Genomic DNA, 17,027 nt, shown 5'->3' on the forward strand with positions numbered 1-17,027 from the left:
GTGTGTGTTTATCAGTGCGTTGTTGATTTACGTGGCGCGCATGCCCGTGGGCAAGGCCATGAAAGAGCAGGGGGTTACAACAATCACCTGCCGCGTCAGCAACAGGCGCAACTCACCGGCTACGGCGCCCGGGCACTGGCGGCACATCAGAACAGCATCGAAGCGTTCATCTTGTTCGCCGTTGGCGTGCTGATGGCGCATACCACGCAAACGGCGGGATGGTTGATCGATACGTTGGCGATCATCTTTGTGATCGCACGGATTCTCTATCTTTGGTTCTACCTGGCCGATATCCCGAAGCTGCGCAGTCTGGTGTGGCTGATCGGCTTAGTGTGTTCATTGTTGCTGATGATTAGTCCGACTTTTAAAACCGCATTGCTCTAACAAGGCATTACAAAAAAATGACAGGCAAAAGAAAACCCGCACTTGGCGGGTTTTCTTTTTGGGCATCGAGAAGCGGCTTATTGCTTCTTGGCAGCTTCTTCTTGGGCTGCAGCGTTCGATTCGGCCTGATCTTTGGCGGCTTCGGCGTTTTCTTTCGCCGCGTCGTTCACTTTATCCTGAGCTTCATTCATTTTCTGCTGAGCTTGTTCAGCATGTTGGTTGGCATCTTGAGCTTTGTCCTCGGATTTTTTATCGCAGGCAGCGAGACCGAGGGAAGCGGTCAACATCAAGGCAATAGCTAAAGTCTTACGCATGGGGTGTTTCTCCTTATGGAAAATAACTACTGGCCTTAAGAGCGCAGCCCCAAGGGTTAAGTTCCTCATTTCTCACAGATATATAAGTTTGTTTTGCAATGGAACTTTTGCTGTTCTTTCCACTACCGGGAACAGTGACTAACAAGAGTAATGATCAAATGGCCGAAAACCCTGTTTTTGAGCGTGCGACCCGCTTTCTCTCGGCCCTGCGCCACTGCCAGGTACTGGGTTTGAAAGTGCACAGCGCCAGCAGCGAAGGCCTGACGGTGGTCTTGCCGTACAGCGCACAAATCGTTGGCAACCCGCTGACCGGCGTGGTCCACGGCGGGGCGATCACCTCGCTGATGGACACAGCCTGCGGCATGGCCACCTTGTGCGTGCTGCCGGAATTTGAAGTCTGCCCGACCCTCGATCTGCGCATCGACTACATGCACGCTGCCGAGCCGAATAAAGACGTGTATGGCTTCGCCCAGTGTTATCGAGTCACCACCGATGTGATCTTCGCTCGCGGCTTCGCCTATCAGGATGATCCCGAGCAACCGATTGCCCATGTCGTCGGCACCTTCATGCGCATGGGCAAGGGCCTTAAAGGCACCAAAGGCTTTGGTGGCGCGATCAAGGGAGAAAATCCATGAGTGATGATTTCAAGCAGCAGCTGCAAGAGGCGCACGAGAAGGGTGACTACGCGCCGCTGCTGAAACTGATCCCCTACGCCGGACTCATCGGCGTCGAATGCGCTCGGGTCGGTGATGACTTGCTGTTCAAGCTGCCGGCAAACAAGGACAACATCGGTAACCCTTTATTGCCGGCGATCCACGGCGGGGTGATTGCCGGGTTCATGGAGCTGTCTGCTGCCCTGCATCTGCTGATTTTCACCGGTGCGCCCGGCGTGCCGAAGATCATCGACTTTTCCCTCGATTACCTGCGGGCCGGGCAGTTCCGCGATACTTGGGCCCGGTGTCAGGTCTGCCGTCAGGGACGGCGGGTGGCCAACGTCGCGGTCACGGCCTGGCAAAGCACCGAAAGTGAACCGATTGCCACTGCCCGCGCCCACTTCAAAATCGATGAGCCCTTGAAATCCTGAAGCACGCCCCCAACTCACAGAACAACCCGCCGCCGACCAGCAAGGTCGCGGCCAATGCCATCTGATTGGAGTTTGATGACCATGAGTGTGGAAACTCAAAAGGAAACCCTGGGCTTCCAGACCGAGGTGAAGCAACTGCTGCACCTCATGATCCATTCGCTGTATTCCAACAAGGAAATCTTCCTTCGCGAATTGATCTCGAACGCCTCCGACGCCGTCGACAAATTGCGCTTCGAAGCCCTGGCCAAGCCTGAGTTGCTCGAAGGTGGCGCTGAACTGAAAATCCGTGTGAGCTTCGACAAGGACGCCAAGACCGTCACCCTCGAAGACAACGGCATCGGCATGAACCGCGACGATGTGATCACCCACCTGGGGACCATCGCCAAATCCGGCACCGCCGACTTCATGAAGAACCTGTCGGGCGACCAGAAGAAGGATTCGCACCTGATCGGTCAGTTCGGCGTGGGTTTCTATTCCGCTTTCATTGTTGCCGACCAGGTTGACGTGTACAGCCGTCGCGCCGGCTCCGCTGCCAGCGAGGGTGTGCACTGGTCGTCGAAAGGCGAAGGCGAGTTCGAAGTCGCCACCATCGACAAACCAGAGCGCGGCACCCGTATCGTCCTGCACCTGAAATCCGGTGAAGACGAGTTCGCCGACGGCTGGCGTCTGCGCAACATCATCAAGAAGTACTCCGACCACATCGCGCTGCCGATCGAGCTGCCGAAAGAAGTGACCGCTGCCGAAGGCGAAGAGAAGCCGGAAGTTGAGTGGGAAACCGTCAACCGCGCCAGCGCCCTGTGGACCCGTCCTCGCACCGAAGTGAAGGATGAGGAATACCAGGAGTTCTACAAACACATCGCCCACGACTTCGAAAATCCGCTGTCATGGAGCCACAACAAAGTCGAAGGCAAGCTCGAGTACAGCTCGCTGCTGTACGTGCCGGCCCGCGCCCCGTTCGATCTGTACCAGCGTGAAGCGCCGAAAGGCCTGAAGCTGTACGTACAGCGCGTGTTCGTGATGGATCAGGCCGAATCGTTCCTGCCGCTGTACCTGCGCTTCATCAAGGGCGTGGTCGACTCCAACGACCTGTCGCTGAACGTGTCGCGGGAAATCCTGCAGAAAGACCCGATCATCGACTCGATGAAGTCGGCGCTGACCAAGCGCGTGCTGGACATGCTGGAAAAACTGGCGAAGAACGAGCCTGAGCAATACAAGGGCTTCTGGAAAAACTTCGGTCAGGTCATGAAAGAAGGCCCGGCAGAAGATTTCGCCAACAAGGAAAAAATTGCCGGTCTGCTGCGTTTCGCATCGACCACCGAAGGCGACGGCGAGCAGATCGTCGGTCTGGCCGACTACCTGGCCCGCGCCAAGGAAGGTCAGGACAAGATCTACTACCTCACCGGCGAAACCTACGCGCAGGTCAAGAACAGCCCGCACCTGGAAGTCTTCCGCAAGAAAGGCATCGAAGTGCTGCTGCTGACCGACCGCATCGACGAGTGGCTGATGAGCTACTTGAGCGAATTCGACGGCAAGAGCTTTGTCGACGTCGCGCGTGGTGACCTGGACCTGGGCAACCTGGACTCGGAAGAGGACAAGAAGGCTGCAGAAGAAGTCGCCAAGTCGAAGGAAGGTCTGGTCGAGCGTCTGAAAACCGCGCTGGGCGAGTCCGTTGCCGAAGTCCGCGTTTCCCATCGCCTGACCGATTCGCCGGCCATCCTGGCCATCGGCGAGCAGGACCTGGGTCTGCAAATGCGTCAGATCCTCGAGGCCAGCGGGCAGAAGGTGCCGGATTCGAAGCCGATCTTCGAATTCAACCCGACTCACCCGTTGATCGCGAAACTCGACAACGAGACCAGCGAAGAGCGTTTTGGCGACCTGTCGCACATCCTCTTCGACCAGGCCGCCCTGGCGGCCGGCGACAGCTTGAAAGATCCGGCCGCTTACGTGAGCCGTCTGAACAAGCTGCTGGTCGAGCTGTCCGCTTGATCAAGCTGTAGAAAAACCCGCTTCGGCGGGTTTTTTCATTCTGGTATTCAACCCATCAGGAGTCAGAAATGAGCCAAGTCACTGTACGTTCCGTGGTCTATCAGATCGATGGCCAGCCTTATGAAGGTCGATTGGCGTTCGACGCCGAGCACAAAGGCGCGCGTCCGGGCCTGTTGATGGCACCGAACTGGATGGGCGTCAGCGCTGGCGCGGAAGAGATCGCCAAATCCGTGGCAGCCAAGGGTTATGTGGTGCTGATTGCCGACGTGTACGGCCAGGCCGTGCGTCCGCAGAATGGCGACCAAGCGGGTGCGGCGATGATGCCGCTGAAGAATGACCGTGCACTGCTGCGCAAGCGTATGCAGGCTGCGTTCGAACAATTGCAGAAGCAGGGCGAAGCCGCCGTCGATACCTCGAAACTGGCGGTGTTCGGTTTCTGCTTCGGCGGTTGCTGTGCGCTGGATCTGGCCCGTACCGGTGCAGCGGTCAAGGCTGCTGTGTCGTTCCACGGCACGCTGGATTCGCCGAACCCGGCGGACGCGAAGAACATCAAGGGCTCGGTGCTGGTGCTGCACGGTGCTTCCGACCCGCTGGTGCCGAAAGAGCAATTGCCGGCATTCGAAGACGAGATGAATGCGGCTGGCGTGGACTGGCAATTGCTGAGCTACGGCGGCGCGGTGCACTCGTTCACCGATCCGCACGCCAATGTGCCGGGCAAGATGATGTACGACGCGAAGACCGCCAAGCGCGCTTTCAAGTCGATGCATGACTTGCTGGAAGAAGTGTTCAACGGCTGAAAAGCGAAAAGCCCCTCACCCTCTCCCAGAGGGAGAGGGGACTGATCGTGAGTTTCTCGAGAGTTGCATCGACCTGAAATTGAATCACCGAATCCATAATCGACTCGGTCTTTCAGGTCGATGTATGACGCAAGACAACTCGGTCGGCTCCCTCTCCCCTTGGGAGAGGGCTGGGGTGAGGGCTGGCGGTTTAACGCGGCAATTCAATCCGCTCGATCTCCCCCGGCACCGTCGGCCAATCCCCGGCCGCCCACTTGCGCCGAGCTTCATCGATCGCCGCCGGATCGCTCGCGACAAAGTTCCAGTTGATCCGCCGTGGCCCATCCAGTGGCGCGCCACCAAACAGCACGGCATGACTGTCGCTCTCGGCGAACAGGCTCATCTCTTCCTCGGCCGGCAGCACCACCAGATCGTGGGGCTCCACGGTTTCCCCATTCAATTGCACATCACCGCTCAACACGTACAGCGCCCGCTCTTCATGTTCGGTCGGGATCAGCAGTGTGGTCGCCGTTTGCATTTTCACTTCCGCGTACAACGTCGGAGAAAGCACCGGCACCGGCGATTCCAGGCAAAAGCCTGACCCGGCAATCATGCGGATCTGCACGCCGAGGTTCTCGCTGACCGGCAGCGTCGAGGCCGGGTGATGGCTGTAATGCCCCGGACCCTGTTCGTGATCCTTGGGCGAGGCGAGCCAGATCTGCAGCCCGTGCATCTTGAAGCTTTGTTCCCAAAGCGGTTCGGGTGTGCGCTCGACATGGGCAATCGCGCTGCCGGCGGTCATCCAGCTGACATCGCCGGCCTTGACCACCTGATCCGAGCCGAGGCTGTCCTTGTGCTGGATCTGTCCTTCAAACAGATAGGTCAGGGTCGACAGACCGATGTGCGGATGCTGTCGGATGTTCATCCCTTTGCCGGCGGGATAAAGCGTTTCAAGCATGTGATCGAAAAACACGAAAGGCCCGACGCTGCGGCATTTGGCTGACGGCAGCGGACGCAGGATCGGCTGGCCTTCGACGTCTTCGGCGCGCGGGCGGATGATCAGGGGTTGGGTGTCCATGGTGCGTTCCAGGCTGGGCGGGTGATGCGTGGAGCATAACCCGCCGGCGTCATCGTGTTGATTACTGGCTGTCGAAGCCTTGGGGGGCGTGGGTTTCGATGGTGACTTCACTGGTGGTCATCAGTTTGTGAATCGGGCAGCGATCGGCGACGCGCAGCAGTTCTTCACGCTGGGCATCGGTAAGCACGCCTTTGAGTGTCAGGGTCACGTGCAGGGCGTATTTGCCTTTCTGTTCCTGGCTGTTGTCGCGCTTCACCTCTACGCCGACGCCCGTGAGCGGGATGTCTTTTTTCTTTGCATACAGCTTCAGGGTCAGAGCCTTGCAGGCGCCGAGGGCGGCGTCGAAATAATCATGGGGTTCAGGCGCGGAGCCTTCGCCGCCAGCAGTGGTCGGGACATCGGTAAACAGTTCGTGCTCATCGATCTGTACGGTGTGACGGAAACCTTCGGCGGACACGGTATTGACGGTAACGGTCATGTGAACCTCGCAAGCAGTAGGAAAAGTCATTCGATCAAATAAGACCTTGCAGGTATAGAGCATTCCCGCAGGGGCGCGTTCCACTTTCTTGCCGGCGTGCGGCAGGTCGTCAGGTTATGCCGGTGAGTCGAGGAATACTTGTGCCGGTGTTTCGTCTGCCGACCCGCTTAAAGATTTTCAGGTAACTTGCCGTTGATCTTGCGGCGAACAGCGCTCAAGTCCGGCAAAACCGTCGCTGAATCGTTAATGCCGAAGGTTTGAAGTATCAAGGCCTTTTGATATCACCTTTTGGTCTTACGCAAATTTTCGCCGGGCCGATACCTTCTAAAGCAGCCAGCTGCAGGGTTGATGCAGCGCTTTTGGAAGGAACCAGAGCAATGAGTATCCGCAGTCTCAATATTGCCCCCCGTGCCGGGCTGGGCTTCGGCCTGTTGGCGCTGATGGTGTTTGCCCTCGGGGCGTTCGCCCTGCTGCAGATGTCAAACATGCGAGCCCAGTCCGACGAGGTCGATAAAAACTGGCTGCCCAGCGTGATGGCGGTGGGCGAAATGAGTCAGGACATGCTGCGTCTGCGCGCCCTGACCATGCGTCTGTTGCTCAATCGCGATCCGCAGGCCCTCGACCAGAATGTCGCCAAGCTCAACGAGCTGCGCAGTGTGCTGAGCGAAGCCCAGCAACGTTACGACATATTGATCGTGCTGCCAGAAGAGCGAGCGTTGTTTGATCGCTTCAAAGTCGCGGAGCACAAGTATCTGGAGTTGCAGGCTCAGGTGATGGCTCTATCCGCTCAGGGAAAGGTGGAAGACGCGGCCAGCATTCTCAACACTCAGATGAACCCGTTGGCCGACGACATCGCCGCGACCCTCAAAGAGCTGGTCGAGTTGAACAAGCACAACGCCAATCTCGCCACCGAGGCAGCGCGGCTGGTGTTCATCAATTCGCGGGTCTGGGTCGGGGTGATGATCGGCATCACGGCACTCATCACCATTGGCCTGGCGCTGCTGCTGACCCGCAGCATCGTGGTACCGCTCTCGCAATCGCTGGGAGTCGCCGAAGTGGTGGCCGGCGGTGATCTGACCGGTGATATCAGCATCATCGGCAAGGACGAGCCGGCGCGGCTGCTGCATGCGCTCAAGAGCATGCAACACAGCCTGCGCGACACCATCCGGCAGATCTCGGAGTCATCCAGCCAATTGGCTTCGGCCTCGGAAGAGTTGAGCTGCGTCACCGAAGATGCGACACGCGGATTGCACCAGCAGAGCCTGGAAATCGAGCAGGCTGCCACGGCGGTCAATCAGATGACCGCCGCCGTTGAAGAGGTCGCCAGCAACGCCGTGGCGACCTCCGAGGCATCTCGGGAATCGGACCGCATCGCCCAGCATGGTCGTGAGCAAGTGCAGCAGACCGTGTCGTCCATCGAACTGCTGGCCGACGATGTTACCGCCAACGCCACGCAGGTGGAGGATCTGGCGCAGAAGGTCTACAGCATCAGCAAAGTGCTGGAGGTGATCCGTTCGATTGCCGAGCAGACCAATCTCCTGGCATTGAACGCGGCGATCGAAGCGGCCCGCGCCGGTGACGCCGGGCGCGGCTTCGCGGTGGTGGCCGACGAGGTGCGGGCGCTGGCCCATCGCACCCAGCAGTCGACCCAGGAAATCGAGCAGATGATCGGCGGCATTCAGCAGGGCACCGATTCGGCGGTCAGTTCGATGCAGCAGAGTAATGTTCGTGCGCGCTCGACGCTGGAGCTGGCGAAAGCGGCGGGCGTGGCGCTGGAGGAGATCGCTTCTGCATTCACCTTGATCAACGAACGCAATCTGGTGATCGCCAGCGCTTCGGAAGAGCAGGCAGCCGTGGCGCGGGAAGTGGATCGCAACCTGATGAATATCCGCGACCTGGCGATGCAGACCTCGGCGGGGGCCAATCAGACCAGTGCGGCGAGCCAGGAATTGTCGCGGCTGGCGGTGGACTTGAACAACATGGTGGCGAAGTTCTCGGTTTGATCGCCGAATGACAGGCGAAAAAAAGCCCCGCGTTTGCGGGGCTTTTCGTTGAATCAGCTGCCTTTGACTGTCTTGCCGTTGACCGTGCCGTCCTGGAGCATGATGTTGTACTCCTTGCCGTCGGTCTCGACCTGTTGCAGGCGGACCAGCAGGTAATCCCAGTCCTTGGCGAACCACATGACAGTGGTGCGCTTGCTTTGTGTCGGGTCACGCACGCGCTCGACCTTGATCGCGTCGATCTTGCCGGCCTTGGTCTCGACTTTTTCGGTACCCAGGACGCGGAAGTCATAGGTATCGACATCGCCGCCATCGACCACCTGGTAGCTCATGGTCTTTTTGCCGGAGGCGACATCATGCTGCAGCGCCAGCTGGTAGGTGGACTTGTCGACCATGCCGCGGTTCAGCGGGACTTTGACCGCGTCGCCACGGTCGGTGCCGGTGACCAGTTTGTTGTTCCAGTCGAAGTCCAGATCAGCCTTTTTCGCCTTGCCCAGGCCACCACGTTCGAAGTGGTAGGACTGCGGAAGCAGGGTGTCCTTGTCCAGGGTCAGGGTGCTTTCCTCGGACAGGCTGGCGATCATCATCGAAGCCTTGAAGCTGAGCTTCCAGACGCCGTTGGCTTCCTTGGTCAGGCTGCGTTCGGCGGTACCGCTCATGGGCAGCTGTTTCCAGTCGGCGGTGTAGCTGGCGGAGAACGGTTGAAGGTCTGCCGCCTGGGCGAAAGGCAGGGCAAGCAGAGCGCAAGCGAAGAGCAGGGCGCGACGCATAAAATCTCCTAGTTTCGAATCAAGTGACCGCTGGCCCCGAGTATCTGGCCATCCAGTAAAGCACCTTGCTCGCCGAGGGTCAGCCGTCCTTCGGCAAACCAGCGTACGGCCATCGGGTAGATCAGGTGTTCCTGAACGTGAACCCGTTGCGCCAGACTCTGCGGCGAATCGTGCAACTCTACCGGTATTACTGCCTGTACGACCAGTGGTCCGCCATCGAGTTCCTCGGTGACGAAGTGCACGGAGCAGCCGTGTTCGACGTCGCCGGCTTCCAGCGCGCGCTGATGAGTGTGTAACCCTTTGTATTTGGGCAGCAGCGACGGATGGATATTGAGCAGGCGACCCTGGTAATGACGGACGAAGTCAGCGCTGAGAATGCGCATAAAGCCGGCCAGTACCACGAGTTTCGGATTGAATTCGTCGATCAGTTCGATCAGGGCGGTATCGAAGGCCTCGCGACCTTCGAAACCCTTGTGATCCAGCGAGCGGGTGGCGATACCCGCGTCACTGGCGCGTTGCAGGCCGTAGGCGTCGGCGCGGTTGGAAATCACCGCAGCGATGCGGACCGGGCTGTCGCCGGTCCGCGTGCTGTCGATCAGGGCCTGCAAGTTACTGCCGGTGCCGGACAGCAGCACCACGACATCACAGGTATTAGGCATTAGTGAGCCTTGAGGTTTTTCAGCTCGACCTGGGCAGCGCCTTCGGCGGCAACGCCGATCTGGCCGATGACCCAAGGTTGTTCGCCGGCATCACGCAGGGTGTTCAGGGCAGTTTCTACGTGCTCCTGAGCCACGCAGATCACCATGCCCACGCCGCAGTTCAGTACGCGGTGCATTTCGGTCTCGTCGACGTTGCCTTTCTCTTGCAGCCAGTCGAAGACGGCCGGGCGAGTCCAGCTGGCCACGTCAACCACAGCTTGAGCGCCTTTTGGCAGAACGCGCGGGATGTTGTCCAGCAGGCCGCCACCGGTGATGTGGGCCATGGCCTTGACGGCGCCGGTGTCCTTGATCAGCTTGAGCAGCGGCTTCACGTAGATGCGGGTCGGGGCCATCAGCAGATCGGTCAGCGGCTTGCCGTCGAGCTGAACGGTTTCGATGTCGGCGCCGGATACTTCGATGATCTTGCGGATCAGCGAGTAGCCGTTGGAGTGCGGGCCGGACGATGGCAGGGCGATCAGGGCGTCACCGGTGGCGACTTTCGAGCCGTCGATGATTTCGGCTTTTTCCACGACACCGACGCAGAAACCGGCCAGGTCGTAGTCTTCGCCTTCGTACATGCCAGGCATTTCAGCAGTTTCGCCGCCGACCAGCGAGCAGCCAGCCAGTTCGCAGCCTGCACCGATACCGGTGACGACAGTGGCGGCCACGTCGACGTTCAGCTTGCCGGTGGCGTAGTAGTCAAGGAAGAACAGTGGCTCGGCGCCGCACACCACCAGGTCGTTGACGCACATGGCGACCAGATCCTGGCCGATGCTGTCGTGCTTGTTCAGGTTCAGCGCCAGGCGCAGCTTGGTGCCGACGCCGTCGGTGCCGGAAACCAGTACTGGCTGCTTGTAGCCGGCCGGGATTTCGCAGAGGGCGCCGAAACCGCCCAGGCCGCCCATGACTTCCGGGCGCGCAGTGCGCTTGGCGACGCTCTTGATGCGTTCGACCAATGCTTCACCGGCGTCGATGTCTACACCGGCGTCCTTGTAGCTCAGGGAGGGTTGCTTGCTCATGATCCAGGCCTTTAGGGGAGGGGATTCAGGGGTAACGACCGAGTTCAGCGGGAACTTCGAAATCGAGGGGGCGATGGCCTCACGCGAGTTTCGAGGTGCCCGGCTGTTGCCGGTCTGCGAAGGCGCGCGATTTTATCAGGCTTGAGGGGCAGCGGCCATCCTCACGCCGACGGGCAGGGGCATATCGGCCGAAATTTTTTGCAAATGAAGCTGTGGGTGACATCACGGGTGCCTGTATAAGGAACCGTCTATCGTTAGGGCTGTGCAAAAACTTATCGCCAGCGTGTGAATGTTTTGCAACGGCCAGTGGTCACAGGCTTGCTCAATCCGGTTCACGCGGCCTGTTCCAGCCGCTCTTGTCGACGGGAATTCTCCATGCGTTTGTGTAAATTGCTGTTAGTGGGCTGCTTGTCTCTGGTCAGCTTGGCGAGCCAGGCCGAAAACGTCAAAGGGCTTTATCAGGTGCGCGAACCGGTCAGCGGCCAGTCGCCGGAGGAGCGTGATCGTGCCACGCAGGCGGCGCTGGATACGCTGGTGCTGCGTCTTACGGGGGATCCGAAGGCGCCGCAGAATCCCGGGCTGGCGCCGATTCGCAAGGATCCGCAACAGATCATCAGCCAGTTTGGTTTCGATGCGGGGCCGCCGGAAGTGTTGAAAGTCGACTTCGATCCGGCCACCACCGAGCAGGCGCTACGCCGTGCCGGGTTGTCGCTGTGGGGCGCGAGCCGGCCGTCGATTCTGAGCTGGTGGCTGAACGACTCCACCGAAGGCTCGAGCCTGGTGGGTGACGGTCAGGCCAGTGCGGCGCCATTGCGGCGTGCCGCCCAGCACCGAGGATTGCCGTTGCGCCTGCCGCTGGCGGATCTCAGTGAGCAGTTGGTCGCGACTGCGCCGACGCTCGAAGGCACCGACCCCGCGCCGTTGCATGCAGCCTCTGAGCGTTACAACGCTGACGCCTTGCTCGCCGTGCATGCCCGCGAAGAGGGCGGTCAGTGGCAAGCCAAATGGCATTTGTGGCTGGGTGATCAAAAGGAGGCGGGAAGTGTGCAGGGGGCTGATCAGGCCGCTGTTGCAGATGCCGTGATGTTGGCGGTGGCCGAGCGACTGGCGCCGCGTTTTGTCGCCAAGCCTGGCGCTTCGGGTCAGCAGACGCTGGAAGTGCAGGGCATGAACCTGGAGCATTACGCGACGTTGCTGCGGATGCTCGAACCTTTTGGTGTGCGGCTGCAGAGTGTCGATGCCGATCGCATAGTGTATCGGGTCAATGGCAGTGCCGATCAGTTGCGGGCGCAGTTGTCGCTGGCGAAGCTGCAGGAAATGCCGGCCGAGGCGCCGGCTCCGGTGGCTCCGCAGCCTGCAGTGCCGGGCGGTTCGCCTGTCGTTGCGCCGGCACCGGCACCTGCGGCGCCGGCGTTGCGATTCCGCTGGTAGGTTTTTCTTTCCTATATAGAAGCAATGGAGTGTTACATGGCCGATACGCGGCGTTGGTTCTGGCTCGGTGGGGTGCTCCTGCTTTGCGCGTTTGTCTGGTTGCTGCATCCGATCCTCACGCCGTTTCTGGTGGCGCTGTTGCTCGCTTATCTGTTCGACCCTTTGGTGGATCGTCTGGAACGGCTCGGCTTGTCCCGCACCTGGGGCGTGATTGCGGTGTTCGCCTTGTTCACCCTGATCTTCACCACGTTGCTGCTGGTGCTGGTGCCGATGCTCGCCAAGCAGTTGCTGCGTCTGTACGAACTGGCACCGCAGATGCTCGACTGGCTGCAGCACACGGCGTTGCCATGGGCGCAGTCGAAGCTTGGGCTGTCGGATGGGTTCTGGAAGTTCGACAAGGTCAAGGCAGCGATCACCGAGCACATGGGCCAGACCACCGATATCGTCGGCGTGGTGCTGAGCCAGGCCACCGCTTCCAGCCTGGCGCTGATCGGCTGGCTGGCGAATCTGGTGCTGATCCCGGTGGTGAGTTTCTACCTGTTGCGCGACTGGGACGTGATGATGGCCAAGATCCGCAGCCTGTTGCCGCGTGATCGTGAAGAGCGTGTGGTGGCGCTGGCGGGCGAATGTCACGAGGTGCTCGGGGCGTTCGTGCGCGGACAGTTGCTGGTGATGCTGGCGCTGGGCGTGATCTATGCGGCGGGGCTGATGATTGTCGGTCTGGAGCTGGGTCTGTTGATCGGCCTGATCGCCGGTCTGGCGGCCATCGTGCCTTATATGGGGTTTGTGATCGGGATCGGCGCGGCGCTGATTGCCGGGCTATTCCAGTTCGGCGGCGATCTGTATCCGATGATCGGGATCGTTGCGGTGTTCATGGTCGGTCAGGCCCTGGAAGGCATGGTGCTGACGCCTTTGCTGGTGGGTGATCGAATCGGGTTGCATCCGGTGGCGGTGATTTTTGCGATCCTCGCCGGTGGTGAGCTGTTCGGCTTCACCGGTGTGTTGCTGGCGTTGCCGGTGGCGGCGGTGATCATGGTGCTGGTGCGCCACGTCCATGATTTGTACAAGGACTCCGAAATGTATAGCGGGGTCGATGATCCGAAGCTGTAAGGCGAGGTAGGGCCGCCCGGTGAATTGCCGGGTTGGCCCGTCTCATGCAGGCGATACCGGCACTCGGGCGCCAAAGAAACTGTCATAAAACCAGCACGTTAACGCAAACCTTTGATTTTGCTTGGGGTCTGTCGCATTGTGCGCTCCGCTTCACGGGTATAAACTTCGCACACTTTACACAGAGGCCACTAACGGTTCCTTGGGAACTGTTCAGTCAGCATGAAACCGATTCAGCTGCCCCTAGGTGTGCGTCTGCGTGACGACGCCACCTTCATCAACTACTACCCAGGCGCCAATGCCGCTGCACTCGGCTATGTCGAGCGTCTATGCGAAGCCGACGCCGGCTGGACCGAAAGCCTGATCTATCTGTGGGGCAAGCACGGGGTAGGGCGTACGCATCTGTTGCAGGCCGCGTGCCTGCGTTTCGAGCAGATGGGCGAACCGGCGGTGTACCTGCCGCTGGCCGAGTTGATGGATCGCGGCATCGAAATCCTCGACAACCTCGAACAGTACGAACTGGTCTGCCTGGACGACTTGCAGGTGATCGCCGGCAAGCCCGACTGGGAAGAGGCGATGTTTCACCTGTTCAACCGCCTGCGCGACAGTGGTCGTCGATTGCTGATCGCTGCCTCCACCTCGCCGCGTGAGTTGCCGGTAAAACTGGCTGACTTGAAATCGCGCCTGACCCTCGCGCTGATTTTCCAGATGCGTCCTCTCTCCGATGAAGACAAATTGCGTGCCCTGCAATTGCGCGCATCCCGTCGCGGTCTGCATCTGACCGACGAAGTCGGGCATTTTATTTTGACTCGCGGTACTCGCAGCATGAGCGCGCTTTTTGACCTGCTCGAGCAGCTCGATCAGGCCTCCTTGCAGGCTCAACGCAAGCTGACCATTCCCTTCCTGAAAGAAACCCTGGGCTGGTAAAACCGGGGCTTTCAGCGGGTTTCGGCATATTTCAGGCGCCAGAAAATCCGCTTTCCTGTGCATTGCGCAGGCTGCGTCTCGATTCAAATAGGCTTAAGCGCTTAGATGTAAACGAGAAACCGGGAAGTCACAAAAAGATCGATTGAATTTGCAAATGAGGCTGATAGCGGGCATAGTCTCGGCTTCTTTACAACTATCAGCCACGGTCGTGCCCATGCTAAAGCGCTTCGCACCCCTCGTGCCTCTCGCACTCGTCACCCTGTTGTTCGGTTGCGCTGCTCATTCACCTGTTCAAGAGCAGCAACAACAGGCTAAAGATTCTGCCACCGCCCAGTCTTCCGTTATTTACCAGGAAGAGCTGGACACCGAAAAGGAACTGGCCGCTTTCAACGGCAAGAAGCCTTACCAGCTTCCGGTTCTGGCCGACAGCATTCTTGAGCGCGGCATGTCCCTGATCGGTACCCGTTACCGTTTCGGCGGTACCTCTGAAGCCGGGTTCGATTGCAGCGGTTTCATCGGCTACCTGTTCCGCGAAGAAGCCGGCATGAACCTGCCGCGCTCCACCCGCGAAATGATCAACGTGGATGCTCCGCTGGTATCACGCGGCAACCTCGAGCCGGGCGATCTGCTGTTCTTCGCCACCAATGGTCGTCGCGGTCGTGTCAGCCACGCCGGGATCTACCTGGGCGACAACCAGTTCATTCACTCCAGCAGTCGTCGCAGCGGCGGTGTCCGTATCGACAGCCTGGGTGACAGCTACTGGAGCAAGACCTTCATCGAAGCCAAACGCGCTTTGGCGAACGCTCCAACCGTGGTTACCGCTCGCAAGTAATCACGCTTTTGTCGCCACGCTCGTGGCGACAGGCGGTCCTTCAGAGGCAATAGACTTAAACTTTACAAGGTGAAGTTAAAGTCTTACTTGAAGTTTGCCGCGTAGCCGCTAGAATCCTGATCTATATTGATGGCAAACCGCCTGCGTCCCGACGCAGGCGGTTTTGTTTTCTGTCGAATCGGCAGTAAAAGCCGCAGCCAGATCAGGATGTTCTGCTTATGACGATGACGGCCCGCCTTGCCCTGATGTTCTTCGCAGCGCTGCTCAGCGCTTGCGCCAGCCGCACTCCGCCGCCAGCCCCTGTGGTTCGCGCGCCGATTGTGTTCGGATCCTCCCAGGCTTTCTCTCCCGCTGCCGAAGACGTGCTGTTCCGCGCGCTCGGTCTGGTGGGCACGCCTTATCGCTGGGGCGGCAACACGCCAGACTCAGGCTTCGATTGCAGTGGTCTGATCGGTTTCGTTTACCGCGACGCTGCGGGCATCAGCCTGCCGCGCTCGACCCGCGAGATGATCGTCATGCAGGCGCCGAATGTCGGCAAGGAAGGGCTGCAGACCGGCGACCTGATCTTCTTCGCCACCAATGGCGGCTCTCAGGTCAGTCATGCGGGGATCTACGTCGGGGAAGGGCGCTTCGTTCACGCCCCGGCCACCGGCGGTACGGTGAAGCTGGACAGCCTGTCGAAAGCGTATTGGCAGAAGGCTTATCTGAGCGCCAAGCGCGTTCTGCAGCCGGAGCATCTGGCGCACAACCCGTAAAGCTGCGAATCAATAAAAAACCGTGGGAGCACATTGGCTCCCACGGTTTTTTTGTTTCAGGGCTTGGGCTATTTGGCCGCCGACACCCGCCACACCTTGTTCCCCACATCGTCCGCGACCAGCAATCCGCCTTGCTGATCAATCACCACGCCTACCGGGCGACCCAAAGCGTTTTCGTCCTTGTCGAGAAAACCGGTCAGTACATCCACCGGCGTTCCGCTCGGGTTGCCGGCACTGAATGGCACGAAGATCACCTTGTAGCCACTGTGCGGCTTGCGGTTCCAGGAGCCGTGCTGGCCAATGAATGCGCCTTCCTTGAATTGCGCCGGCAGTGTGGTGCCCTCGGCGAAGGTCAGGCCCAGTGAGGCAGTGTGCGGGCCGACGGCGTAATCCGGAGCGATGGCCTTGGCCACCAGGTCCAGGTTTTGTGGCTCGACGCGGACATCGACGTGCTGGCCGTAATAGCTGAACGGCCAGCCATAGAAGCCACCATCCTTGACCGAGGTGATGTAGTCCGGCACCAGATCGCTGCCGATCTCGTCACGCTCGTTTACCGCCGTCCACAGCGCGCCGCTTTTCGGCTCCCAGGCCAGGCCGTTGGGGTTGCGAATGCCCGAAGCGAAGATCCGGTGATTGCCGGTCGCCCGGTCCACTTCCCAGATCGCCGCGCGACCTTCTTCCTGATCCAGGCCGTTTTCGCCGACGTTGCTGTTCGAGCCGACGGTGACGTACAGCTTGCTGCCGTCCTTGCTGGCAATGACGTTCTTGGTCCAGTGATGGTTGAGCGGCCCCCCGGCAGGTCCACGACCTTGATCGGCTGGCTCTTGATTTCGGTTGTGCCGGGTTCGTAGTGAAAGCGCAGCAGGCGGTCGGTGTCGGCGACGTAAAGATCGTTGCCGACCAGAGTCATGCCGAACGGTGAATTGAGGTTTTGCAGGAACACCGTGCGGGTCTCGGCCACGCCGTCGTGATCGGCATCACGCAACAGGGTGATGCGGTTCGGGCTTGGCACGCCGGCACCGGCGCGGCCCATGACTTTTTTCATCACCCAGCCGCGTATGCCCTTGCCGTCGTCCGGTTTTGGCGGGGCATTGGTTTCCGCCACCAGCACATCGCCGTTGGGCAGTACGTAGAGCCAGCGCGGGTGATCGAGATTCTCGGCAAACGCCGCCACCTGAGTGCCTGCCGCTGGCGTCGGTTTTGCGCCGGCCGGCCAGCCGATCGCCGGGGCGATGTTCACCGTCGGGATCAGGGTCTTGTTCGGTTCGGGCAGTTTGGGGGACGGGCCGGTGCCGTCCGAGACTTGCAGGCTGGAGGATTCACCACAGGCGGTGAGCCCTCCGGCGAGTGCGATGACGAAAACGAGGTGGGGCTTGCGCATTACTGAT

The 17,027-nt window shown here is 59.9% G+C and carries 17 protein-coding genes and 1 pseudogene; 11 read left to right on the forward strand and 7 right to left on the reverse strand.

From position 1 onward, the window contains the following. On the forward strand, positions 1-384 hold the full coding sequence (locus R1A29_RS07710) for an MAPEG family protein (RefSeq protein WP_438301080.1): 384 nt from the start codon (positions 1-3) through the stop codon (positions 382-384). A 77-nt stretch (positions 385-461) separates the two neighbouring features. On the opposite strand, the gene R1A29_RS07715 is transcribed toward R1A29_RS07710, so the two are convergent. Further along, positions 462-698, reverse strand: a complete 237-nt coding sequence (locus tag R1A29_RS07715) for a hypothetical protein (RefSeq protein WP_011333123.1) — start codon at positions 696-698, stop codon at positions 462-464. Positions 699-856: 158 nt separating this feature from the next. Here R1A29_RS07715 and R1A29_RS07720 point away from each other — a divergent pair, with 158 nt between their 5' ends. The 4 genes from R1A29_RS07720 to R1A29_RS07735 all read left to right on the forward strand — a co-directional run bounded on the left by R1A29_RS07720 (position 857) and on the right by R1A29_RS07735 (position 4,565). Beyond that, a complete protein-coding gene (locus tag R1A29_RS07720; protein ID WP_438301081.1) occupies positions 857-1,333 on the forward strand; it encodes a PaaI family thioesterase in 477 nt (158 codons plus the stop codon). Beyond that, positions 1,330-1,782 (forward strand): PaaI family thioesterase, encoded by a 453-nt coding sequence (locus R1A29_RS07725; RefSeq protein ID WP_438301082.1) that lies wholly within the window; start codon positions 1,330-1,332, stop codon positions 1,780-1,782. The genes R1A29_RS07720 and R1A29_RS07725 overlap by 4 nt, the downstream gene beginning before the upstream one ends. Before the next feature lie 81 nt (positions 1,783-1,863). Further along, positions 1,864-3,768: a molecular chaperone HtpG gene (gene htpG / locus R1A29_RS07730; RefSeq protein ID WP_438301083.1), complete on the forward strand. Its 1,905-nt coding sequence runs from the start codon at positions 1,864-1,866 to the stop codon at positions 3,766-3,768. Positions 3,769-3,836: 68 nt separating this feature from the next. After that, positions 3,837-4,565 (forward strand): dienelactone hydrolase family protein, encoded by a 729-nt coding sequence (locus R1A29_RS07735; protein WP_192553116.1) that lies wholly within the window; start codon positions 3,837-3,839, stop codon positions 4,563-4,565. A gap of 190 nt (positions 4,566-4,755) precedes the next feature. Here R1A29_RS07735 and R1A29_RS07740 read toward each other — a convergent pair whose 3' ends face one another. Both R1A29_RS07740 and R1A29_RS07745 read right to left on the reverse strand, forming a co-directional pair. Continuing rightward, positions 4,756-5,622, reverse strand: a complete 867-nt coding sequence (locus R1A29_RS07740) for a pirin family protein (protein WP_438301084.1) — start codon at positions 5,620-5,622, stop codon at positions 4,756-4,758. 61 nt (positions 5,623-5,683) lie between these two features. Beyond that, on the reverse strand, positions 5,684-6,100 hold the full coding sequence (locus tag R1A29_RS07745) for an OsmC family protein (protein ID WP_065260454.1): 417 nt from the start codon (positions 6,098-6,100) through the stop codon (positions 5,684-5,686). 377 nt (positions 6,101-6,477) lie between these two features. Here R1A29_RS07745 and R1A29_RS07750 point away from each other — a divergent pair, with 377 nt between their 5' ends. Next, positions 6,478-8,103, forward strand: a complete 1,626-nt coding sequence (locus tag R1A29_RS07750; RefSeq protein WP_085710562.1) for a methyl-accepting chemotaxis protein — start codon at positions 6,478-6,480, stop codon at positions 8,101-8,103. A 53-nt stretch (positions 8,104-8,156) separates the two neighbouring features. On the opposite strand, the gene R1A29_RS07755 is transcribed toward R1A29_RS07750, so the two are convergent. Genes R1A29_RS07755 through purM form a run of 3 tightly spaced genes read right to left on the reverse strand, consistent with a single transcriptional unit; the run spans position 8,157 to position 10,587 of the window. After that, positions 8,157-8,870, reverse strand: coding sequence for a DUF3108 domain-containing protein (locus R1A29_RS07755; protein ID WP_085710569.1), 714 nt, complete (start codon positions 8,868-8,870; stop codon positions 8,157-8,159). A gap of 8 nt (positions 8,871-8,878) precedes the next feature. Beyond that, the gene (purN, locus tag R1A29_RS07760) at positions 8,879-9,529 is read right to left on the reverse strand and encodes a phosphoribosylglycinamide formyltransferase (RefSeq protein ID WP_438301085.1); all 651 of its coding nucleotides are present in this window, start codon (positions 9,527-9,529) and stop codon (positions 8,879-8,881) included. Further along, the gene (gene purM, locus R1A29_RS07765; protein ID WP_114881949.1) at positions 9,529-10,587 is read right to left on the reverse strand and encodes a phosphoribosylformylglycinamidine cyclo-ligase; all 1,059 of its coding nucleotides are present in this window, start codon (positions 10,585-10,587) and stop codon (positions 9,529-9,531) included. Before purM ends, purN begins: the two co-directional genes overlap by 1 nt. A gap of 375 nt (positions 10,588-10,962) precedes the next feature. Here purM and R1A29_RS07770 point away from each other — a divergent pair, with 375 nt between their 5' ends. The 5 genes from R1A29_RS07770 (at position 10,963) to R1A29_RS07790 (ending at position 15,639) form a co-directional block, all read left to right on the forward strand. After that, positions 10,963-12,018, forward strand: coding sequence for a DUF2066 domain-containing protein (locus R1A29_RS07770; RefSeq protein ID WP_438301086.1), 1,056 nt, complete (start codon positions 10,963-10,965; stop codon positions 12,016-12,018). Between the two features lie 36 nt (positions 12,019-12,054). Further along, complete coding sequence (locus tag R1A29_RS07775) at positions 12,055-13,128, forward strand: AI-2E family transporter (protein ID WP_085710575.1); 1,074 nt, start codon at positions 12,055-12,057, stop codon at positions 13,126-13,128. 219 nt (positions 13,129-13,347) lie between these two features. Further along, a complete protein-coding gene (hda, locus tag R1A29_RS07780) occupies positions 13,348-14,052 on the forward strand; it encodes a DnaA regulatory inactivator Hda (protein ID WP_025111852.1) in 705 nt (234 codons plus the stop codon). Between the two features lie 214 nt (positions 14,053-14,266). Continuing rightward, on the forward strand, positions 14,267-14,884 hold the full coding sequence (locus tag R1A29_RS07785) for a C40 family peptidase (protein ID WP_438301087.1): 618 nt from the start codon (positions 14,267-14,269) through the stop codon (positions 14,882-14,884). A 218-nt stretch (positions 14,885-15,102) separates the two neighbouring features. Next, a complete protein-coding gene (locus R1A29_RS07790) occupies positions 15,103-15,639 on the forward strand; it encodes a C40 family peptidase (RefSeq protein ID WP_085710577.1) in 537 nt (178 codons plus the stop codon). A 68-nt stretch (positions 15,640-15,707) separates the two neighbouring features. On the opposite strand, the pseudogene R1A29_RS07795 reads toward R1A29_RS07790, so the two are convergent. After that, a pseudogene (locus R1A29_RS07795) lies at positions 15,708-17,020 on the reverse strand (PQQ-dependent sugar dehydrogenase). Positions 17,021-17,027 lie beyond the last annotated feature (7 nt).

This window comes from Pseudomonas sp. NMS19W, from assembly GCF_051554255.1.
GTDB lineage: Bacteria > Pseudomonadota > Gammaproteobacteria > Pseudomonadales > Pseudomonadaceae > Aquipseudomonas > Aquipseudomonas kribbensis.